This window comes from Clostridium sp. AM22-11AC, from assembly GCF_003473545.1.
Taxonomy (GTDB): Bacteria; Bacillota; Clostridia; order Lachnospirales; family Lachnospiraceae; genus Enterocloster.
Genome location: NZ_QUCM01000002.1, coordinates 234,782 through 257,597, shown reverse-complemented (window position 1 = coordinate 257,597; position 22,816 = coordinate 234,782). Strand labels below are relative to the sequence as shown.

The following is a 22,816-nucleotide window of genomic DNA, read 5'->3' as shown; positions in this document are numbered from 1 at the left end:
TCAAATCAATTATTCAGCTGCTTCTTCGCTTTCACTTTCAGTTGCAGCGTCACCATCCCATACACCATTAGCATCTACATGGTAACCGTCTGGTGTGTTAGCATTTTTTAGCATCCAGCCATCTTCATTCAGGTAATACCACTTACCGTTGCTGTCCTGTCTCCAGGAATTGGTAAGGTAGGTTCCATCTTCCTGTTTGAACTTCCAGCCGGTATCTACTGGCTCCCAGCCCTTGTCTACGCCAGGTCCAAGATTTTTTTCTTCAGTAGTATTTTTTGTGGATGCATTTCCGTCCCAGGCACCATCAGCTCCTACATAATAACCATCTGGGGTAGTAGTATCTGCTTCCATAATAGCAGCCATATTAAAATAGTAGTATTTCTGTGTCGCAGGATCTTGAAGCCAGCCGTTTTGAGCATAGTATCCATTTTTTAGAATGTATCGCCAATTGTCACCGTCTTTAAACCAACCAGGCATATAAGAAGTTTTTTCACCATTTATATTTACATAATACCCATCCGGAGTAATTGTGTCGGTTAATTTTACACCATTTTCATCCATATAGTACTTCTTATCATCTAACTGCAGCCAGCCATTTGATACATAAGTGCCGTCAGGTTTCATATATTTAACGGTGCCATCTTCCAGGTCCTGCCAACCAGGAGTTATAGTGTCGGTGTAGGCGCCTGCATCGGAACCGTCTACATTAATCAGATATTTACGTACTTCAGATGGAAGAGTAGATGAGTCTATGTTGGAAGGAAGATGAACTACATTAACATAACGCTTATCAGTACTTAATGTTTTATAGTTTGTTTTCAAAACAATCTGCATTACTGGCTGACTATCCTGAGGCATAGAAGACCAGTTTTCAGGGATACCCCATTTCCCATCCACGTTTACCAGATCTGGAACCGTTCCCCAGGGACGTTGATAAGTCATAGGATCAAAAGTATAGGCATAATCATATCCACGGTTTAAAATCACGTTGCTTTCCTGAAGTGTATTTCCACCTACAAGAATAGCAAAATAATTACCGTTTCCACAATCAATAGGACGCCACTCAAATAAATAAGCACCGCAGTTTTCCATTGTGGTTGTTGTGGAAGTGGTGGATGTTGTTTCTGCAAAAATAGGTACAGAGCTGGTCGTTGCCAGCAATACAGCAAGTCCTACAGTTAATAAATGTTTTTTTAACATGGGATTACCTCCTTGGCAGTTTTTGATTATAAAAGAAAAGCGTTATAGCTAATATATAATTACATCAGCTATAACGCTTCCCCCTTAATTTTTAGTTATACTAGAGACTATGTATTTGATAATTAGTTCTCTACATATACATTGGTGATAACGCCCTTGCTATCGGTTACATAGTAGTAATCGTTACCATCTTTGTTCTTGCCCTTGCTGTCAATTACCTTACCAGAAGTATTTACAAGAACGTATTCATGCTTAACATCTTCATCAGACTGAGTAAAGCTGATCTTATAAGCTTCAGTCAGATCTTCAGCTTTCTTGTTGCTGTTGTTTCCGATGTTTACACGGGTATCAGCAGTAGTGTTTTCCAGCAGATTGGTTGCAACTACGTCATCCTGATCCATGAAGTCCTTAGCATCATCTAATTTGTCGTAGGTAACAACGGTCTTGCCATTAACAGTCTTGGTAGCCTTATCAACAACGATGTACTTGTCATCGGAGTCAGCCTTTAACAGCATACCGGACTGATACAGCTTGTCATCTTTCTCACCAGTTACACCAGCACCCTTCTTACCGCCAGACTTCTCGAAGTAGAAGCTTGTATTCTCACCATCATAGTTGATAGTGGTCTTTCCGGTTCTCATAGCACCGTCATCGCCGCCACCGAAGTAGTAGCACTTGTAACCGTTTGGCTCATAGAATTCAATTGCGTTGTCAAAGAAATCGTCTTCGTTATCGAATGGTCTGCTATCATCATCATCAGCCTTAACGTCAGCGAAGTCTTCATCGCCTTCTTTGATGAACTTAAGACCGGTTAACATACGGCCATCGTTACGGAATGCGTACTTCTTGCCTTTGATGGTCTTGAATTCACCTGCGTACAGGTTACCGGAACCATCTGCATAGTACCAGGACTCTTCGTCATCATCATATTTCTCTTTGTTCAGCATTTCAGCAGGAACAACCTTGAACCAGCCCTTGCTTACACGGGAACCGTCTTCTACGCTGTTGTAGTACTTCCATGCCTGAGTATACTTAGCATACTTGCCGTTGCCTTCCCAAGCTTCGGAGGTGCTTGCAGTAGAAGCTGCTTCCTGGGCTTCAGTATCAGAAGCCTTCTTCTCATCGTCTTCATCCAGAGACCACTCAGCTACCATTGCACCGTACTCATCGAATGCGTACTTCTTACCGTTGATAGTTTTATCTTTGGTTCTCTCACCGTTATCAGCATAGAGCTTCTTACCGTTGGACTTGAAGTAGAACCAACGAGTCTGATCATCATCATCATTGAATGTTGGAGCGGTGTACTTGTAATCATCATTAGTTGCTTCGTCGTAAGAAACGTCGATCAGTAACCAACCAGTAGTCATAGCACCGTCATCTTCACCACCGAAGTAGTAAACGCCATCTTTGAATGCGTCATCATCGGTATTGTCGATACGCTCAGCGTTATCGGAAGAAACCCAACCGTACAGCATCTTGCCTTCATCATCGAATGCGTACTTCTTACCATTTACAGTCTTTAAGGAAACGGTATCAGAGTCACCCTGCTTTAAAGCCTTGCCGTTAGCCTGGAAGTAGTACCAGTAATGCTCTGGCTCATCATCATCGCCAGCATCTTCGTTATCAATAGCTACCCACTGGTTAGCTGCCATAACGCCGTTTACGTCAACATAGTAGTAGTTGTCACCGTCTTCGATCAGCTGATCTACAGCCATCTCACCGTTGCTGTCTAAGTAATACCAGTTGTTACCGGACTTAGCCCACTTATCTGTTACTTTGTCACCGTTTCTATCATAGTATACCCATGTTCCATCTTCTTCTGCCCAGCCTGTAGCTGCGAAAGATGTCATAGATGCACCGATAGCAAGCAGTGCTGCTGTTGATAATACAGCAACTAATTTTGTCTGCTTCTTCATAATGAATGCACTCTCCTTTGATTTTTGAAATACTTTTTGAAATTCCTTATTGCATTACGAGTAGATTATACTTCTGATAAGGAAAATTATCAATAGTTTTTTTGCATTTTTTGCATTTTCTCCTTTTTCTGGAGAATATTGATAATTTGTCCCGGATGAATAACCTCTCCATCACAGTTCATAGTATATTATAATTTCCGAAAAAAAGCCATAACTTTTACCTGTGATTTTTCTTACGTAATTATTACAAAAGTACAGTTTTATGCTGTTTTTGTATTTATATCTGTACATGTAACGTGTTTTATCCTTAAAGGCTTCATCCTGGATCCGAACCTGTTTCTTCCTATTATAAATACGCATAACAAGAAAAAACACCCGATGCGCAACAGCGCCGGATGTTTTTTCCCGTATATAAAATACTCTCTTCCCCTAAAAAGACCCCAGGTAGAGGAGCTGCCTTATGATTAGTCGTTTGCTCCTTGGCCTGGGGTCTTTTTCCAATAGTATGTTGTACACTTTTATATTTATCTTTTTTACTTATCAGCTCATCGAGCCTCAACTAATATATACTATTTTTTCGAAATATGCAACCATATTATTGTACTTTTGGAAGTACTTACAAATATAAAAAGAATATAAGGTAAATGACATCACAAACAGCTATTTTGAAATAACTGTGTAAAAGAAAAAAAGAACCCACAGTCTGTTTTCACAGTACTGTGGGTTCTGAAAAGCGCTCATATCTAAATATAAGTCTGTACAGTAAGCTTTGATTACTTCAGGGTAACCTTTGCTCCTTCTGCCTCTAACTTTGCCTTGATATCGTTTGCTTCTTCCTTGGATGCGCCCTGCTTTAATACCTTTGGTGCGCCATCAACTACGTCCTTAGCTTCCTTCAGGCCTAAACCGGTAGCTTCACGAACAACCTTGATAACCTTAACCTTGTTTGGTCCAACTTCGGTCAGCTCAACGTCGAATTCGGTCTTCTCTTCAGCTGCTGCTGCGCCAGCACCTGCTGCTGCAACTACAACGCCTGCTGCTGCAGATACGCCAAACTCTTCCTCACATGCCTTTACTAAATCGTTCAGTTCTAATACGGATAATTCCTTGATAGCTTCGATAAACTCAGCGGTTGTTAACTTTGCCATTTTAATTTCCTCCTGTTTAAAATTTATTTTTCGATAGGATCTGTGTTTCAGGCTGCTTTTTCCGGACTATGCGGATAAAAGAGCCACAAATTCATTTTGCAGATTAAGCCTCTGCTGCACCACCATTTTTCTCTGCGATCTGATTGAGTACGCGAGCCAGGTTGGTGATTGGGGACTGGATGCTTCCAAGCAGCTTTCCAAGAAGAACTTCTCTGGATGGAATGGTTGCGATAACCTGGGTTCCAGCCTGATCATAGTAGGTTCCTTCAACTACAGAAGCCTTCAGTTCCAGCTTAGGAGCGGTCTTAGCGAATTCAGCCAGAATTCTAGCTGGTGCTGTAGCATCATCCTTAGATACAGCTAATGCTGTAGGTCCTTCCAGATGTGGATCCAGAGCTGCGAACTCGGTTCCTTCTGCTGCACGCTTGATCAGAGTGTTCTTATATACCTTATAAGAAACTCCAGCTTCTCTTAACTGTTTACGCAGTTTTGTATCCTGCTCTACAGTCAGACCACGGTAATCAACAACAACTGCACCTACAGCGCCGTCCAGCATTGCCTTGATCTCGTCTACTACTGGCTGCTTTAATTCAACTTTTGCCATGAATGGTTTACCTCCTTATATTATTTCGTATTGAAAACCGTCATAGCAAGGAAACGATCTTATAAAAAAACCTCCCTGCCGCAATGACAGAGAGGTATGCAAAATCTCATTAGAGCTTTGTATGTTCCTCGGCAGGCGTTTTAAGCTTACACCTTACGGTACCTGCTGTCTCAGGGCATTCAACACGCATAATAAAATAACATATCTGTGCATGAATGTCAAGAGATTTTTGCAACAAATTGTATTTTTTTAACTTTTTTCATCTCCCGTCATGGACGGGAGAACACGAAAGCAAAAAGGCCACAGAGAACCAAAATTCTCTGCAGCCTCATTTTCTATTCAGGACACCTGATTAGTTTGCAAGCTTAGCTACGTTCAGCTTAACGCCTGGGCCCATGGTGGATGTAAGAGCTACGCTCTTGAAGTATGCGCCCTTAACGGTGCTTGGCTTAGCCTTTAAGATAGCGTCCATAAGCGTCTGGAAGTTGTCCGCTAACTGCTCCTCGGTGAAGGAAGCTTTTCCTACTGGCACGTGGATAATGTTTGTCTTGTCAAGTCTGTACTCAATCTTACCAGCTTTGATTTCCTTGATAGCCTTGGTTACGTCCATGGTTACGGTACCAGCCTTTGGGTTTGGCATTAAGCCCTTAGGTCCAAGTACACGACCCAGACGACCAACAACGCCCATCATGTCAGGAGTAGCAACAACAACGTCGAAATCCAGCCATCCTTCGTTCTGGATTCTTGGGATCAGTTCCTCAGCGCCTACGAAATCTGCGCCAGCTGCCTGTGCCTCGTCTGCCTTTGCACCCTTAGCGAATACTAAGATACGAACAGTCTTACCTGTTCCGTGAGGAAGAACAACAGCTCCACGGATCTGCTGATCAGCGTGACGTCCGTCACATCCTGTTCTGATATGAAGTTCTACAGTCTCGTCAAATTTTGCAGAAGCGTTCTTCTTAACGATAGAGATTGCATCTGCTACGTCGTAAAGTGCAGCACGGTCTACGTTCTTCATAGCCTCTGCATATCTTTTTCCTGTTTTCATTATAAAATAACCTCCTAGTGGTATTGACGGGGGAATCTCCCTCCCACGTTCATATATACGGTATTAATTACTCTTCGATGGTAACGCCCATACTTCTTGCAGTACCAGCTACCATGCTCATAGCAGCCTCAAGGCTGGCAGCGTTTAAGTCTGGCATCTTGGTCTCTGCGATCTTCTGCAGGTCAGCCTTCTTTAATACAGCTACCTTAGTCTTGTTAGGAACACCTGAACCGCTCTTTAAACCGCAAGCCTTCTTGATCAGAACTGCTGCTGGCGGGGTCTTGGTGATGAAGCTGAAGCTTCTGTCCGCATATACGGTAATAACTACAGGGATGATCATATCTCCCTGGTCTGCTGTTCTAGCGTTGAACTCTTTGGTAAACTGTACGATGTTTACACCGTGCTGACCAAGAGCTGGTCCAACTGGTGGTGCTGGTGTAGCCTTGCCTGCTGGAATCTGTAATTTGATATATCCTGTTACTTTCTTTGCCATCTTAGGCACCTCCTAAAATTATGTGGTATTGTCGGGAATGTCCCTCCCACCAGCTTCTGCTGCGCAAAAGCTGATCCATTTTACATTTTCTTTACTTCTGCAAATCCCAGTTCGACCGGTGTTTCACGACCGAACATTTCTACATTGATAGTGATGGTCTGTTTACTTTCGTTGATCGCCTTAATAGCACCAACTGTATCTTTCCATGCACCGGAGATAACTGTTACCATATCTCCCAATGTAAAGTCGACTAAGACGTCTTCCTTCATAAATCCGAGGCTTGCCATTTCTTCTTCTGTCAGAGGAACTGGTTTAGAGCCCGGACCAACAAAGCCTGTAACGCCTCGGGTGTTGCGTACTACGTACCATGTGTCATCGTTCATGACCATGTTGATCAGCACATAACCCGGAAACATTTTCTTGTCGGCTTTTTTCTCCACGCCATTCTTCAGTTCTACAACAGGAAGCATGGGCACGGATACCTCAAGGATCTGATCCTGAAGGTTTCTGTTTTCAATTGTCTTCTCAATGTCGACCTTGACTTTGTTTTCATAACCTGAGTAGGTATGGACTACATACCAATGTGCTTCTGACATACAATCACCCTCGCCTTTGAAATTAAAGAATAAAGCTTAAACCGAATTTCATAATCATATCCAGTACACCGATCAGAGCGCCGATGAAAACGGACATGGCTACAACTGCAACAGTCTGTTTTGCTACAGTTTCCTTATCAGCAAAGACGATCTTCTTGTACTCTGTCTTCAGGCCTTTGAAAAAGCTAGGCTTTTTCTCCTTCTTAGCCGTCTTCTGGTCAGTCTTGGCCGCTTTTTCCGTGGTTTCTACAGTATTCACTGTATTTTCTTCCATAACTTCACGTCCTTTACTGATCAGGATTACTTTGTTTCCTTGTGTAACGTATGTCTCTTGCAGAATCTGCAGTACTTCTTAGTCTCCATGCGGTCAGGATGAGTTTTCTTATCCTTAGTCATGTTGTAGTTACGCTGCTTGCATTCTGTACATGCCAGTGTGATTTTTGTGCGCACGACTTCCACCTCCATTAAATTATCGTAATTCAATTTGCTTCTCGGTCTTAATTTTAAGCATAAAAAAAAGACCTATCTTCCATTCGCCCGTATACTATAACATAAAAATATTCCTGACGTCAAGAGGTATAAAAGGTCTTTTCTATAGTTTTTAATGATTTTTATCATTTTATACAAGATTTTTGTCATCGATTGGAGCTGGTGGCGATCACAAGAAGAAAAACCTGCTCTGCTCCGGCTTTTTTCAAAGCCCTTGAGCAGGCTTCTGCAGTACTTCCAGTTGTGTAAATATCATCAATAAGGAGAACTTTTTTCATTCTGTACGGCAGTTTTCTGCAGCTAAATGCCTGTTCCAGATTTTTAAGGCGCAGGGCAGGTCCTAAATCTTTCTGGGGTACCGTCTTTTTTGACCGGATCAGCAAACTGGAATTCATTGGAATTTCCAGATAATGGGACAGACGTTTTCCAAATTCTTCTGCCTGATTAAAGCCTCTTTTTTTCATGCGGCTTTTGTGTACCGGCACCGGAATGATAAGATCCGGTGATAAGCGGGCGATCCTGGCAGCATACTTTCTATATGCAGCCTCTGCATAAAAATCCAGATATTCCCGATGGTTGTGATACTTGATCTTTGCCAGGGACGGTGCTGAAATTTCATTATAGTTAAGCAGCGCCATCCCATTGGAAAAAGATCTTGGATGAATTGCGCAGTCAGAACAGTATTCTGCGGTCTCGCTTATGATCTCCTTGCCACAGCATTTACACACCGGTCCACGGACCCAGGACAATTTTCTGATACACCCAGGGCAGATCAGATTTCCTTTTGGCATAATGATCTGACCGCAAACCGGGCACCTGCGCGGGAACAGCAGATCCAGGATCGTTTCTATTATATAGTTCATACGTTCTCCTTATAGACAGAGTTAGATTTATTAGAAATTTTAGAATATTATATTTTATTCGTAAACAGATGCCTGTCAGGCGTATATTTCTTCTATGCGGGTTTTCAGGCCGCAATAGCGTTTCTGCTCCATGGAGTTATCTGCCATAGTATAAAATGCATCCGGCCGGCCGACCAGGCAGACACAGGAGCGGGCTCTTGTCACCGCTGTATAGATCAGATTTCTGGTCATCAGCATACGTGGGCCGGAATACATAGGGATGATCACCGCCGGATATTCACTTCCCTGGGACTTGTGGATGGTAATGGCATAGGCAAGTTCCAGTTCTTCTAACTGTTTAAAACTGTATTCTACCATTTTCCCTTCATCAAATTCCACGGTAAGATTTTCCGCATATTCATTGATCTCCCGGATAATCCCCATATCACCATTAAATACACCGGCACCTTTATCTGTGGGAATGCCGTATTTGCTGCGAATCTCCCATTCCATCTGGTAATTATTTTTGATCTGCATCACTTTATCCCCGGTGCGGTAGATGATACCGCCGGACTCTTTCTCTTTTTTAGACGGATCCGGTGGGTTTAAGTAATTTTGCAGAATCTGGTTTAGACGTTCTACTCCCAGAGCACCTTTTCGCATAGGCGTCATTACCTGGATATCACCGGGTTGGGCGTGGACATAACCGGGAAGTTTCTGCTGGATCAGTGTAATGGCTGCGCTGATCACTGCATCAGGATTTTCCCTGCGGATAAAGAGAAAGTCTTTACTGCGCTTTGTCAGATCTACCCGTTCCCCTTCGTTGATCTTGTGGGCATTTACAATAATATCGCTTTGGGCCGCCTGACGGAAAATGTGAGTCAGTTTTACTACATTAAAACAGCCGGACTCGATAATGTCGCGAAGCACATTTCCAGGTCCTACACTTGGAAGCTGGTCCACATCGCCTACCAGTATCAGACGTGTTCCTACGTTTACTGCGCGTAACAGGGAATGCATCAGACTGATATCTACCATGGACATTTCATCGATGATAATAACATCGGCATCCAGCGGATTTTCTTCATTTCGGTCAAAATGCATGCCACCGGAACTGAAAGAGCCATTTTTACCGGAAGGGGCATTATTCCCAGACATAGAACCAGAGTCCGGGATACCGGATGGCACCAGTTCCAGCATGCGGTGAATGGTACGGGCCTCATAACCGGTAGTCTCAGTCATTCGCTTGGCTGCGCGGCCGGTTGGCGCTGCCAGTAGGATCTCCATTCCCTCATTTTCAAAATACTGGATAATAGCATTGATAGTGGTAGTCTTTCCTGTACCGGGACCGCCGGTGATCACTAAAAGTCCGCTGTTTACTGCCTCAAAAACTGCTTTTTCCTGCAATTCATCTAAATGGATTTCTTCTTTTTTCTGGACTTTCGCCAGATTGGCACGGATCTCTGTTTCCGGTATATCGCCACGGATGTTTAAGTCATGGAGCATACGGGCCGTGTTCAGTTCCAGATAATAGTAGTGGGAAGAATAGACCAGATATTCCGGCGGTTCGCTGCCTGGGACTGTTTTTACCACTACTTTGCGGTCGATCTGCATATCCATCAGATGCTTTTCCATAGCAGTCGTTTCTACTTTTAACAACTCTGCCGCCTGGGAAAATAATTCTTTCTGAGGAAGATAGGTATGGCCGTTGGCTGATGCCTGGAGAAGAATGTAAAGGAGACCTGCCCTGATACGGTAGTCGGAGTCTGTGAAGATGCCTACTTTTTCGGCGATCTCGTCTGCCATTTTAAATCCCACACCTGGAATATCATCTGCCAGCTTATAGGGATTTTCTTTGATGATACTGTACAACTTCGGGCCATATTCCTGGTAGATCTTAGCTGCAAGATTTAAAGTAATGCCATAATTTTGCAGAAACATCATGGCTTCCCGCATGCCTTTTTTCTCTTCTACCTGTTCAGCAATGGCCATTGCCATTTTTTCACTGATGCCTTTCACTTCGGAAAGGCGCTCCGGTTCTTCTTCCATGACCCGGAAAGTGTCGGCTTTGAAATGGCGGACGATACGGGCTGCCAGTGCTGCGCCGATACCTTTGATGGCACCGGAACCTAAATAGCGCTCCATAGACTCTGCGTCCTGGGGCGTTTTCATTTCGTAACTTTCGATCTGAAGCTGTTCTCCATATACCGGATGCTCGATCATGCGTCCAGATGCCTGGATCATGTCTCCTTCAGCAGCATAAGAAAGCGTACCTACCATGATAACTTCATCACCATCGCTCTGGTCGGTAACTGACAGCACAGTATAGCCATTTTCCTCGTTTCTGAATTTTATTTTTTCAATAAATCCTGTTATGGTTGCCATTTTTCTTTCCTCTGTATCTGTGTATAAGAACAGTTGCTGCTTTTATATAGTCAAAAAGGCCGCCGCATTGCTGCGGCAGCCCGGCCAGTCAAAAAAATTAATAATCCTCTTTATCGTTTCTTCCGCCGCCAATTCCCATGGATGCTTCCAGGGCGGAGGTCATACCGTGTGCGAATTCAATGAACTTACCGGTACCGATCGCTACAGCTGTCAGCGGATCTTCCGCGATCACGGTGGTAATGCCGGTCTTTTCCTCGATCAGGGCATCCAGACCACTGAGAAGGGAGCCACCGCCGGTCATTACGATACCACGGTCAAAAATATCGGCTGCCAGTTCTGGTGGTGTTCTCTCCAGAACATTGTGTACAGCATCTACAATCTGGAGAGCCGGTTCTCTTAATGCTTCCAGAGTTTCGTCGGAAGTAACTACAATGGTCTTTGGAAGACCGGTTACCAGGTTACGTCCTCTTACTTCCATAGTCTGTACTTCCGGTCTGCGGTATGCAGCACCGATATTGATCTTGATCTCCTCTGCAGTACGTTCACCGATAAGAAGATTGTGTTTCTTTCTCATATAACGGACTAATGCTTCATCGAAGTCATCACCTGCGATCTTGATGGAAGTGCTGACTACAGGTCCGCCTAAGGAGATAACTGCGATATCTGCAGTACCACCACCGATATCTACGATCATGTTTCCGCATGCTTTACCGATATCAATACCTGCGCCGATGGCTGCTGCTACTGGTTCTTCGATAATAGCAACTTCACGGGCACCAGCCTGGTAAGTTGCATCTTCTACTGCTTTCTTCTCTACTTCTGTAGCGCCACTTGGGATACATACACTGATACGTGGCTTACGCAGTGTTCTCTTGCCTACTGCCTTGTTGATAAAGTATTTCATCATTTTTTCGGTAATGGTATAGTCGGAGATAACGCCCTGACGAAGAGGACGGACTGCTACGATATTACCTGGAGTACGTCCGATCATCAGGCGTGCCTCTTCACCGATCGCCATGATCTTATTGGTATCACGGTCAATGGCAACTACGGACGGTTCTTTTAATACAACGCCTTTTCCCTTGATATACACAAGGATACTGGCAGTTCCTAAGTCAATTCCAATGTCATTGGACATCATTGAAAACATATAAATATTTCCTCCTAAAATGTGGGGTCACAAAAAGTTTCTTACAATAGTAGTTTCTTGTATAACTCAAAAAAGGGCCTGCGCTTTAAGCATGACAAGTACGCCTCAGAGCAGACTGAAGTTTCTTCTATTATATACAATCTTGAAAAGTTTTCAAAGGTTTTTTTCACTTATTTATATTCTTTATTCTTTTTTTATATTATGTACATTTTTTGGACACATTTATTCCGTATTATAATATCGTTCACCGAGAGGTGGACAAGGCCTTTGTTTCAAGTGGTTACTTGAAATCACAAAGCTTTTTCATACTCATACCGGACGGAGGAATCCGTCCGGCCCCCCTAAATAATTTCATACCCCTCTAAAAATGCGATGACCCGTTCTGTGTAAGCAGAGCGGGGATTTTTTTATGTTTTTCTTAACATGATACCAGGGTCAAAAGGTCATAAATCCGATGCAAGCTTGCTTGCAGGAGGATTTTTGAACTTGGGACCCGCCCAAAACATGAGTAAGGAGCCATTTTTTGAAGAAAAATGAGCGGATTACGAATGTTTTTAGAATTGCGAGAGTGCAAAGCACGTAGCAATTCGGTATCAGAGGGGTCAAAATACCTTTTGACCCCAACATCTTAACATTAGCCGATCATACTGTACTACTGTTTTTCCAGTACTAACTATTGTTATTTCTTTTTTTAGTAATGTATAAACTGCTTGTCCTTTTGTGTAATCCTTCTCTCCTTTTTGGAAAAAGGACCTGCAGAAAAACTGTTTTATTGCTGTCTAAAAGATACTCTATTTTATCAAAGAAGAACATACGATCTTGTATTTCCGGAAAATAACGGCTCTTTTTGATATCTTCCATGCAAATCGTTTTTGAAAGTATTTGATAAAATATCTTCTCACGATTCCCTCTTGCCAGACGGAGATCTCGCAATTTATGTAGTCCAACTAAATGATGAAACTCTGTTGGATCAAAGCGGAGGGTTAATTCTGTTAATCGATTTTTACGTCCTAAAACAATATGGTACTGAACATCCAATAACTGTTCAAAAGCTTCCGCACATTCTAATAAATGATCCATTTTTCATCCCCCTCCTTATGTATAAAAGAAAACCGCCCTGTATAAACAAGACGGTTTTGAGCATTTTCATTCGGTTCATTGACCTACTCCGGTTTGAGGTTTCACTGCACAACCCCTCTTGAAGACTCCGTATAGCAAGGCTTTCCGGTACGCTGCTATCCTTCAACGTCTGGACAAACACACACTGTTGTCTGTCTGATATTATCATTATATAGTGAGGGGAGAATTATGTCAAGAAAATCCTCAATTTTCCCAACTGTCTACTAATCTAATTAGACATGAAAGCATTGAAACCTCGCGGATCCACCTGACAAAATCTACTGAAGAACAGCGAGATACACTGAGGCTTTTAGACCTGTGTGAGCAGATCCGCAGACAAGTGAGTGGTATAGTTATTTTGAAAACGATGTACTAAGATTGTAATGTAGGTTTTCTGCATGAATATATTTATGTTCTCCCGGAATCTTTCTGTGCCTGGTTTTGTGAGAAGATTTTTTGTCAGTTATGCCCACATTTCTGAGGCGTACGCGGTGCGTACGGTGATGAAATCCGGGTGCGACTGGCGGAAAACCGGCCACAAAGGCAGGTGCAGGAAAGACTCCGAGAGGACATTATTTCACTTAAGGAGGATATTTTAATGAAAGAACAGATGACAACTACAGGTAATAGTGCGGGAATTTCAGGGAAACGGGCACAAACACAATTTCGTAAATATTTATTGGAACGAAATATGTCGGAACGGACGATCACCGCTTATTGTTATGCTTTGAAGCAGTTTTACGGGCTGTATTCCCAGCTGACGGATAAAAATCTGCAGCTTTATAAAGTATTTCTCATTGAACGTTATAAACCACAGACCGTCAATCTGCGGCTTCGTGCCATGAACTGTTTTGTACGTTACAGGGAAAGCTCCCTGTGTCCGGTCTCTATGGTACATGTGCAGCAGAAAGGATTTTTGGAACAGATCATCAGTCAGGCAGATTATGAGTTTTTAAAGCAGCGCTTATGGGAAGATGGGGAATATAATTATTATTTTCTTATACGGCTTATGGCTGCTACCGGGGTGCGTATCAGCGAATTGGTATTGTTTGATGTTGAAGATGTAAAAAAGGGATACCGGGATATTTATTCTAAAGGGAATAAGCTGCGCAGGGTTTACATTCCGGCTGTTTTGCGAAAGGCATTTGAGGAATGGCCCGGGTTTTCCCAGCGTCCGGATGGGATCTTATTTTTAAACCGGTTTGGAACTCCCTTATCTGCTTCCGGGATCCGTTTCCAGTTAAAGGTTTTTGCAGCAAGGTACGACATTGACCCGGATGTTATGTATCCTCATTCTTTCAGGCACCGGTTTGCAAAGAATTTTATTGAAGTGTGTCCGGATATTGCCCTGTTATCGGATCTTTTAGGACATGACAGCATTGAAACCACCCGGATCTACCTGCGGCGCAGCAGCCGGGAACAGTACCGTATTGTTAATCAGGTTGTAAACTGGTAGCTGCAGGGGGTGTATTGTATGGAAACTACATTTATTTTTCCCTCAGATAATACCAGGTTTAAAGAAAACGGATCTGAAAATACACTATCCAACGACCTGGAACTGACCCCTTTTAAGGATTTCCTGCTCCGCAAAGGAGCTTCTGATAATACGATCCGTATTTATCTTCTGGCTGTCCGCCACTTTTTCTCCCATTCTGATACCATTGACCCTGAAAACCTTCAGGCTCATAAAGCATGGCTTTTAGAACATTACCGTCCTGCTACTGTAAATGTACATATCCATGGCATGAACCAATATTTACAATATATGGAAATTTCATCCTTTAAACTTCCTGCCGTAAAATACCAGCAGAAGACTTTTATTGACAATGTAATATCTAAAAGAAACTATGAGATACTAAAAAAGAAGCTGAAGAAGGATGAAAACTGGTTCTGGTATTTTGTAGTACGTTTTTTAGGAGCAACGGGAATGCGGGTCAGCGAACTTTTGAAAATAAAGGCGGAGCATGTAAAACTGGGGATGATGGATCTGTACTCAAAAGGCGGTAAAATGAGGCGTATTTATTTTCCTGCTGCTCTTTGTGAGGAAGCGGAAATATGGCTGAAAAGGCGTGACATCGTTTCCGGTTATATTTTTACAGGGAGAAATGGACAGGTGATCACTGCCAGAGGTATCCGTTCCCAGTTAAAGGTACTGGCAAAACGGTATAAGATCCCTTCTGAACAGGTTTATCCTCACTCTTTCAGGCACCGGTTTGCAAAGAATTTTCTGGAGAAGTTTAATGATATTTCCCTGCTGGCAGATCTGATGGGACATGAAAGTATTGAGACTACGCGGATCTATCTGACCCGGTCTTCAGAAGAGCAGCAAAAATTGATCGACCGGGTAGTGAAGTGGTAGTACAGGTAAAAGAAATATGGTATACTCATATCATGATGTTGATTCGTAATCCGCTCATTTTTCTTCAAAAAATGGCTCCTTACTCATGTTTTTGGCGGGTCCCAAGTTCAAAAATCCTCCTGCAAGCAAGCTTGCGTCGGATTTCCGGCCTTTTGACCCTGGTATCATATCATTAAAACAAAGGATGGACAACCTATGTACGAATACACCTGGTATCAATGGCTGAGTTTCTTCTATATATATTGCTTTTTCGGATGGATCTTTGAGTCTACCTATGTATCTTTGAAACAGCACCGTTTTGTAAACCGCGGCTTTCTGCGACTTCCCATGCTGCCTCTTTATGGTACGGGAGCTGTGATGATGTTATGGGTATCTCTTCCATTTAAGAGCAGTCTGGTCATGGTTTACATCTCCGGTGTAATCGGTGCTACGATCCTGGAATATGTGACGGGTTGGGGAATGGAGCGGCTGTTTAAAATGAAATACTGGGATTACAGCAACCAGCGTTTTAATTTAAACGGATATATCTGCCTGACTTCTTCTGTTGCATGGGGCTTTTTGACGATCTTCCTCACAGAGGTGATCCACAAGCCTATTGAACGGTGGGTGCTTCATGTTCCAACTATGATCGGTATTCCCTGTTTATCCGTAATCACTGTTGTTTTCATTATTGATACAGCAGAGTCTGTACGTACTGCTCTGGATCTTGCCAAGGTGCTTGATGCCATGACAAAGATGAAGGCAGAACTGGACGATGTTCAGGTTCAGCTGGCATTATTGAAGGCAGAAACAGAACAGAAACTGGAAGAAGCAAAGGAAGATACGGCTGTGAAGCTGGAAACTTTGCGTGTGGAAGCAGCCGGTAAAGCTGCGCAGCTGCGAAATGAAACTGCAGAACGTGCAGCCCAGTTAAAATATGAGACAACGGAGCGGGCGGCAAAACTGCGGCTTGAGACTGCATTAAAAGCGGCTCAGTTAAAGGAACATGCAGATGAGAAAGCAGCTCAGTACCGTGAAGAGGCGGCTGCAAAGATCGAAGCTGCCAAGAATATAAAAGCTGCTATGACTGCCAGCCGTAATGAACGTATCGCAGCAATGAGCAGCCGTATGACGGAATTAACAAAGAAACGTCAGGATATGATGAAACATATGAATTTCTACCGCAGAAGTATTTTACGTGGAAATCCATCTGCATCTTCTATGAAGTTTGCAGCGGCTTTGAAGGAATTGAGGGAAGCGGCTGAGAAGAGAAATAAATAGTAAGCGTTTATGTCCCCGCTGATGCGGGGATATATGCTGGGTATTATCTTCCCGCCGATGGCGGGGAGATGTCTTGGCAGAGCAAACATAAAAACACCCCTGGGATTGAAATTTTCTTTCCCAGGGGTGTTTACGTTTGCCAGGTATCCACTCATGAACCCCGCGCTGACGCGCTCTACTGTCTGCTTACGCAGACGGTTCATTCGTTAATGGTCCAAGAAAAACAAATGTCTGCTTCGCAGCCGCTTGTTTTGCCATGCATATCGAGAATGCGCCTGTGACGCATTCGAAGATTTCTTTTGGACTCATTACATCATCTTATCAACCATAGCCATTACAGCTGCGCCAAGTGCATTCTCTTTCTCTTCTGCGTCTTTCAGGGAAGTTCCCTTTACGCCGAAGTAGAATTTGATCTTTGGTTCGGTGCCGGATGGTCTTACGCAGATCCATGCGCCGTCTTCCAGGTCATAGTAGAGAACGTTGGAAGAAGGAAGTCCGGTAGGCTTTACTTCGCCGGTTGCCATATTTTTGATGGTGTCTAACTTGTAGTCTCTTGCGGAGGTTACTTTGTAGCCGCCAACTTCGGTTGGAGTATTATTTCTCAGTGTCTCCATAATGGACTGGATCTTTGCAAGTCCTTCAATACCGGATAAACCGATTGCCTTTACAGCATCTTTATAGTAGCCGTATTTCTCATACATAGCGATCATTGCATCCCATAAGGTCATGCCTTTCTGCTTGTAGTATGCAGCTGCCTCGCAGAGAGCGGCTGTTGCGGAAATAGCGTCCTTATCACGGGCATAGGTTCCGATCAGGCATCCATAGCTCTCTTCCATTCCGAAAAGGTATGTACCATGTCCGGTAGTCTCATTCTTTAAGATCTGCTTTCCGATCCACTTAAATCCGGTCAGAACCTCGATCAGTTCTGCGCCGTATGATTTTGCTACTGCATCGATCAGGTTGGTGGAAACGATGGATTTAACAACCTGTCCGTCTGCCGGGATCTTTCCAGCTGCCTGCTTCTGGCTGAGTACGTACTCACACAGAAGGGATCCGGACATATTTCCAGTCAGTGGAATATATTCGCCGGACTTGGTATCTTTTACATATACACCAAGACGGTCTGCATCCGGGTCAGTTGCCAGTACCAGGTCTGCATCTTTCTCTTTTGCCAGCTTTAAGCCCAGTTCAAATGCTTCTTTTGCTTCCGGGTTTGGATAGCTTACAGTTGGGAAATCGCCATTTGGCAGTTCCTGCTCCGGAACTACGTATACATGGGTAAATCCGATCTCTTTCATAACTCTTCTTGCAGGGATATTTCCTGTTCCGTGAAGAGGTGTGTATACGATAGTGATCTGATCCTGCATCTCATCAATGGCCTTCTGGTTTACTACCTGAGCCTTTACCTGAGCGATGTATTTATCATCAATCTCCTGTCCAATTACCTGATACAGACCTGCTGCTGTTGCAGAAGCCTCATCTGTAGTCTTTACTGTAGACAGATCTTCGATTGCCAGAACTTCTTCTGTAACACCTTTATCATGAGGAGGTGTAAACTGTGCGCCATCTTCCCAGTATACCTTGTAACCATTGTATTCCGGCGGGTTGTGGCTTGCAGTGATATTGATACCTGCTACGCAGCCCAACTCACGTACTGCAAAGGACAATTCCGGTGTTGGACGAAGGGATTCAAACTTATATGCCTTGATACCGTTTGCTGCTAAAGTCATAGCTGCTTCCATAGCAAATTCCGGGGACATATGACGGGAGTCGTATGCAATTGCTACGCCCTTGTTAGCTGCTCCCTGCTTGATAATATAATTTGCAAGTCCCTGGGTAGCACGTCTTACAACGTAAATATTCATACGGTTGATACCTGCGCCGATGATACCTCTTAAACCAGCGGTTCCGAACTCAAGGTCCATATAGAAACGCTCTTTGATCTCGTTTTCATTGCCCTCAATGGCGCGCAGTTCTTCCTTTGTAGCCTCATCAAAGTAAGGATTTGATAACCATTCCTGGTATATCTTCATGTAATCTTTCATTATAACATACTCCCTCCTAAATTAAATTTTGGAGTCAAAAGGTCTTTTGACAGCCCCCTGATTCATGCTTTTAATTATACTATATCATGTCAGAAAAAGGAAGTCTTAGAAGAAGCGAATCTTCTTTACCATCTCTACAAATTCACGGTTATTTCTGGTCTTTGAAAAGAGATCTAAGATCTTCTCTACTGCCTCATCCGGCTTTAAGGAATTGGTGGCTTTGCGGATAATATCTACTGCCTCTGCCTCTTCTTTTGTAAGGAGCAGATCATCTCTTCTGGTACCGGATTTTAAAATGTCAATAGCCGGGAAGATACGTTTTTCAGACAGTTTACGGTCCAGCACCAGTTCCATGTTGCCGGTACCCTTAAATTCCTCGTAAACCACATCATCCATACGGCTTCCTGTATCTACCAATGCTGTTGCAAGAATGGTCAGACTGCCCTTTTCACGCATATTTCTTGCAGCACCGAAGAAACGCTTTGGCATATGCAGTGCTGCCGGATCAAGACCACCGGAAAGGGTACGGCCGCTTGGGGCAACGGTCAGATTGTAAGCTCTTGCCAGACGGGTGATACTGTCTAAAAGGATGATAACATCTCTTCCATGTTCTACCAGACGTTTTGCACGTTCAATAACCATTTCAGATACACGTTTGTGGCGCTCCGGAAGCTCATCAAAGGTGGAATAGATAACTTCTACATTTGGCCCTACAATGGCTTCTTTGATGTCAGTTACTTCCTCAGGACGCTCATCGATCAAAAGGATCATCAGATGCATGTCCGGATGATTGGTGGTAATAGCTTTTGCCACCTGTTTTAAGAGAGTGGTCTTACCAGCTTTTGGCGGGGAAACGATCATACCACGCTGTCCTTTACCGATGGGTGCCAGCAGGTCTAATACCCGCATGGCAACAGAAGTTTTCTCTCTTGGATTTTCCATGTGGAGACGCTGATTTGGGAAGATCGGGGTCAGATCCTCAAAGTTTGGTCTTGTCTCAGTAGCACTTAATGGATAGCCGTTCACTGTTTTAATATAGAGAAGTGCAGCGAATTTTTCTGTAGCTGCTTTTACTCTTCTGTTTCCCACAATGATATCACCGGTCTTTAAGTTGAAACGGCGGATCTGGGATGGTGCAACATAGACATCATTTTCACCTGGAAGGAAGTTTTCACAGCGGATAAAGCCGAAACCGTCCGGCATAACCTCTAAGATACCGTTTGCCTCAATGCCGCTGTCTAATTCTGCCATATCCTGTGTGGAAAGTCCCATGGCGTCATTTCTGTATTCCGGTCTTGCCACACGCTCCTGGTTGTCCACATTCTGGACATAAGTCTGGTTCTGGGTAGAATAAGTCTGGCTGACGGGAACCGCCTGCTGAACAGGGGCAGCTGCCGGAGTGCTGTAACTATTGTTGTTATTGTTATAATTGTTGTTCCCATATGTACGGATCTGCGGACGGGTCTGGTTAAATCTTTCGTATGTACGGTTATTTCTCTGATTATTCCGGTTGTCCTGGGAACGCTTTTCCTGATATCTGTTTTCCTGTGGGCGGGTCTCCTGCACACGGTTTTCCTGGCTGCGATTTTCCTGCACACGACTTTCCTGCACCCGGTTCTCCTGTGGGCGGGTCTCCTGACTGCGGGTTTCCTGGACTGGTTTCTCCCGCACTGTTTTCTCAGCATTTACACGGCTGCTGTGAGGTTTCACTGTTACTGTTTCTGCTGTGTTTTTCTGACTTTTCTCTTCCTGGGCACATAAAAGGTCAATAAGCTCTGCCTTACGAAGGCCGCTGATCCCTTTCAGTCCCACATTTTTTGCCATCTCTTTCAGTTCGGCAAGGGACCTTGTCTCTAATTTTTCGCGCATACTACTCTCCTATCTATTATGCATCTGTTATCTGAATTATTCAGTTTGCCTGTCTTTGTAAAATACGGGATTTTTCCAGATTTTGGGAAGTTCCTTTTATAGACAGATCCGACAGGCAGAGTGAGAATTTCTGCCTTGGGATCCACGTAAAATTATTTTTATCATTTTTTATTATACATTGCCATTGTTAATCTTTCAACCATTTCATATGGGCTTTTATCTGCTTTTCATAGCCATTATCTGATGGTTCATAGAATACTGTACCCTCCATTCCATCTGGAAGATACTGCTGCTTAACATAATGTTTCGGGTAATCATGGGCATATTTATAGCCTTCACCATGTCCTAATTTCGCTGCACCTTTGTAATGACGGTCCTGAAGATGTACCGGCACCGGCATGGTACGGGTGGTCTTTACATTTTCCATGGCATTCTGTATGGCAACATAGGCTGCATTGCTTTTAGGGGCACATGCCACATAGGAAGCTGCCTGGGAAAGGATGATCTGAGCTTCCGGAAGTCCAATTCGCTCTGCTGCAAGAGCTGCGCTTACTGCTACATTTAACGCCTGTGGGTCTGCATTTCCAACGTCTTCAGAAGCACAGATCATAATACGGCGGGCAATAAATTTAATATCTTCTCCTGCATACAGCATACGTGCCAGATAATACACGGCCGCATCCGGGTCAGATCCCCGCATACTTTTAATAAAAGCAGAGATGGTATCGTAATGGTTGTCCCCATCTTTGTCATAACGCACGGCCCGTTTCTGGATACATTCCTGGGCAGCAGCAAGGTCAATATGTATCAATCCGTCTTCGCTGCGTTCTGTAGTGAGAACTCCCAGTTCTACTGCATTTAAGGCTGCTCTGGCGTCCCCATTGGCTGTATCTGCCAGAAAATCTGCGGCATCTTCCTCGATCTTTACCCGGTAAGTTCCCATTCCACGTTCTGAGTCGGTTACCGCCCGGTAGATCAGCTGTTTAATGTCATCTTTCTCCAGTGGCTTTAACTCAAAAATACGGGATCTGGAAAGAAGCGCCCCGTTTACCTCAAAATAAGGATTTTCCGTAGTAGCACCGATCAGTGTCAGTGTACCGTCTTCTACAAAAGGAAGAAGATAATCCTGCTGGCCCTTATTAAAACGGTGGATCTCATCTACAAAAAGAATGGTCCGCCGTCCATACATTCCCATATTGTTTTTTGCCTCTGTGACCACTTCTTCCATGTCTTTTTTACCCGCCACAGTGGCATTGATCTGCTTAAAATCTGCCTGAGTGGTGTTTGCGATCACCTTGGCAAGGGTGGTCTTTCCTGTTCCCGGAGGTCCATAGAAGATCACAGATCCCAGTTTATCCGCCTTGATCGCCCGGTAGAGCAGCTTATCTTTTCCAATGATATGCTGCTGCCCCACTACCTCATCCAGTGTGCGCGGACGAAGTCTGGAAGCCAGGGGCGACTCCTTCTCCATTGTATTTTCTCTCATATAGTCAAATAGATCCATTTGATTTCTCCATTTTTCTTTTGATCTCATTCGATCAACAATTCATCAGCCGTTACAAAAACATAACCTTCCTTCTGCAGTATATCGACCAGCTCCAGGGCTGCCTCTACAGAGGAAGGAAATATATCATGCATTAATATAATATCCCCATCTTTTACATCTTTCAAGACCCGCCGGACGATCTTTCCTTTATCTTTTAGTTTCCAGTCTAAAGAGTCTACAGACCAGAGGACCGGGCTCATTCCAATCTCTTCTTCCAGTTCTTCGTTCCAGTCACCATAGGGCGGACGTATATATTCCGGGCGCTTTCCGGTAATGGCTTCGATCTGTTCCTGGGTATGTTCTACTGCTTCACAGACTGCCTCCGGTCCCGCTTTTGTCAGCTGGATATGTTCATAACTGTGATTGCCAATAAGATGTCCTTCTTCGCTCATACGCTTTACAATATCTTCTTTTCCTTCTATATTGCTTCCCATAAGAAAAAAGGTAGCATGGACTCCCCGTTCTTTCAGTCCGTCTAAAAGAAGCGGGGTACATTTCCGGTCCGGACCATCATCAAAAGTGAGGGCTATATACCCGGGCTGGCCGGCAACTTTTGAAAGTGCAGGAAGTGAAAATATTTTTTCTATATCCCTGTGATCATTTTTCAGGAAAATAGCGGATAAGACCAGATCTGCTGTAAACAGAAGAAAGACGAAATATTTTATATACCTGTTATGCACGGTTCACCTGATGAATGGTATCTGTTTATTTTATGCGGGAATACGCAAAAAAATCCGCCTTTGAAGC

Annotated in this window: 20 protein-coding genes and 1 other annotated feature; of the genes, 3 read left to right on the top strand and 17 right to left on the bottom strand. The window is 43.7% G+C overall.

The window, feature by feature from the left end; all coding sequences use genetic code 11:
• Positions 1–9 precede the first annotated feature (9 nt).
• The 13 genes from DW251_RS03875 to DW251_RS03815 form a co-directional block, all read right to left on the bottom strand.
• A complete protein-coding gene (locus tag DW251_RS03875; protein ID WP_021869481.1) occupies positions 10–1,200 on the bottom strand; it encodes a hypothetical protein in 1,191 nt (396 codons plus the stop codon).
• A 122-nt stretch (positions 1,201–1,322) separates the two neighbouring features.
• On the bottom strand, positions 1,323–3,116 hold the full coding sequence (locus tag DW251_RS03870; protein WP_118300281.1) for an argininosuccinate lyase: 1,794 nt from the start codon (positions 3,114–3,116) through the stop codon (positions 1,323–1,325).
• 773 nt (positions 3,117–3,889) lie between these two features.
• Positions 3,890–4,264 (bottom strand): 50S ribosomal protein L7/L12, encoded by a 375-nt coding sequence (rplL, locus tag DW251_RS03865; RefSeq protein ID WP_021869483.1) that lies wholly within the window; start codon positions 4,262–4,264, stop codon positions 3,890–3,892.
• 103 nt (positions 4,265–4,367) lie between these two features.
• Positions 4,368–4,868, bottom strand: a complete 501-nt coding sequence (gene rplJ / locus DW251_RS03860) for a 50S ribosomal protein L10 (protein ID WP_021869484.1) — start codon at positions 4,866–4,868, stop codon at positions 4,368–4,370.
• A 55-nt stretch (positions 4,869–4,923) separates the two neighbouring features.
• Positions 4,924–5,061 (bottom strand) — a sequence feature (ribosomal protein L10 leader region).
• A gap of 159 nt (positions 5,062–5,220) precedes the next feature.
• The gene (rplA, locus tag DW251_RS03855) at positions 5,221–5,916 is read right to left on the bottom strand and encodes a 50S ribosomal protein L1 (RefSeq protein ID WP_021869485.1); all 696 of its coding nucleotides are present in this window, start codon (positions 5,914–5,916) and stop codon (positions 5,221–5,223) included.
• Positions 5,917–5,983: 67 nt separating this feature from the next.
• Positions 5,984–6,409, bottom strand: a complete 426-nt coding sequence (gene rplK, locus DW251_RS03850) for a 50S ribosomal protein L11 (RefSeq protein ID WP_118300280.1) — start codon at positions 6,407–6,409, stop codon at positions 5,984–5,986.
• 80 nt (positions 6,410–6,489) lie between these two features.
• The gene (nusG, locus tag DW251_RS03845) at positions 6,490–7,005 is read right to left on the bottom strand and encodes a transcription termination/antitermination protein NusG (RefSeq protein ID WP_021869487.1); all 516 of its coding nucleotides are present in this window, start codon (positions 7,003–7,005) and stop codon (positions 6,490–6,492) included.
• Positions 7,006–7,027: 22 nt separating this feature from the next.
• On the bottom strand, positions 7,028–7,279 hold the full coding sequence (secE, locus tag DW251_RS03840) for a preprotein translocase subunit SecE (RefSeq protein ID WP_118300279.1): 252 nt from the start codon (positions 7,277–7,279) through the stop codon (positions 7,028–7,030).
• A 26-nt stretch (positions 7,280–7,305) separates the two neighbouring features.
• Positions 7,306–7,470, bottom strand: a complete 165-nt coding sequence (rpmG, locus tag DW251_RS03835; RefSeq protein WP_278284752.1) for a 50S ribosomal protein L33 — start codon at positions 7,468–7,470, stop codon at positions 7,306–7,308.
• 170 nt (positions 7,471–7,640) lie between these two features.
• Positions 7,641–8,357: a ComF family protein gene (locus DW251_RS03830; RefSeq protein WP_118300278.1), complete on the bottom strand. Its 717-nt coding sequence runs from the start codon at positions 8,355–8,357 to the stop codon at positions 7,641–7,643.
• 75 nt (positions 8,358–8,432) lie between these two features.
• Positions 8,433–10,721: an AAA family ATPase gene (locus DW251_RS03825; protein ID WP_118300277.1), complete on the bottom strand. Its 2,289-nt coding sequence runs from the start codon at positions 10,719–10,721 to the stop codon at positions 8,433–8,435.
• Positions 10,722–10,818: 97 nt separating this feature from the next.
• Positions 10,819–11,862 carry a rod shape-determining protein MreB gene (gene mreB / locus DW251_RS03820; RefSeq protein ID WP_347474616.1) on the bottom strand — a complete coding sequence of 348 codons (1,044 nt, stop codon included), beginning with the start codon at positions 11,860–11,862 and terminating at the stop codon, positions 10,819–10,821.
• A 678-nt stretch (positions 11,863–12,540) separates the two neighbouring features.
• The gene (locus tag DW251_RS03815) at positions 12,541–12,951 is read right to left on the bottom strand and encodes a PBECR4 domain-containing protein (protein WP_021869492.1); all 411 of its coding nucleotides are present in this window, start codon (positions 12,949–12,951) and stop codon (positions 12,541–12,543) included.
• Positions 12,952–13,600: 649 nt separating this feature from the next.
• Between DW251_RS03815 and DW251_RS03810 the strand changes: the two genes are divergently transcribed.
• The 3 genes from DW251_RS03810 to DW251_RS03800 all read left to right on the top strand — a co-directional run bounded on the left by DW251_RS03810 (position 13,601) and on the right by DW251_RS03800 (position 16,609).
• Complete coding sequence (locus DW251_RS03810) at positions 13,601–14,446, top strand: tyrosine-type recombinase/integrase (protein WP_118300313.1); 846 nt, start codon at positions 13,601–13,603, stop codon at positions 14,444–14,446.
• Between the two features lie 18 nt (positions 14,447–14,464).
• The gene (locus tag DW251_RS03805) at positions 14,465–15,349 is read left to right on the top strand and encodes a tyrosine-type recombinase/integrase (RefSeq protein WP_021869494.1); all 885 of its coding nucleotides are present in this window, start codon (positions 14,465–14,467) and stop codon (positions 15,347–15,349) included.
• Positions 15,350–15,544: 195 nt separating this feature from the next.
• Positions 15,545–16,609, top strand: coding sequence for a hypothetical protein (locus DW251_RS03800; protein WP_118300276.1), 1,065 nt, complete (start codon positions 15,545–15,547; stop codon positions 16,607–16,609).
• Positions 16,610–16,917: 308 nt separating this feature from the next.
• Here DW251_RS03800 and DW251_RS03795 read toward each other — a convergent pair whose 3' ends face one another.
• From DW251_RS03795 to DW251_RS03780, 4 genes are all read right to left on the bottom strand, one after another.
• Positions 16,918–18,654 (bottom strand): phospho-sugar mutase, encoded by a 1,737-nt coding sequence (locus DW251_RS03795; RefSeq protein WP_021870310.1) that lies wholly within the window; start codon positions 18,652–18,654, stop codon positions 16,918–16,920.
• A gap of 105 nt (positions 18,655–18,759) precedes the next feature.
• Positions 18,760–20,523, bottom strand: a complete 1,764-nt coding sequence (gene rho / locus DW251_RS03790) for a transcription termination factor Rho (protein WP_118300275.1) — start codon at positions 20,521–20,523, stop codon at positions 18,760–18,762.
• A 187-nt stretch (positions 20,524–20,710) separates the two neighbouring features.
• Positions 20,711–22,027 (bottom strand): replication-associated recombination protein A, encoded by a 1,317-nt coding sequence (locus DW251_RS03785; protein WP_118300274.1) that lies wholly within the window; start codon positions 22,025–22,027, stop codon positions 20,711–20,713.
• Between the two features lie 26 nt (positions 22,028–22,053).
• Positions 22,054–22,749 (bottom strand): polysaccharide deacetylase family protein, encoded by a 696-nt coding sequence (locus DW251_RS03780; RefSeq protein ID WP_118300273.1) that lies wholly within the window; start codon positions 22,747–22,749, stop codon positions 22,054–22,056.
• Positions 22,750–22,816 lie beyond the last annotated feature (67 nt).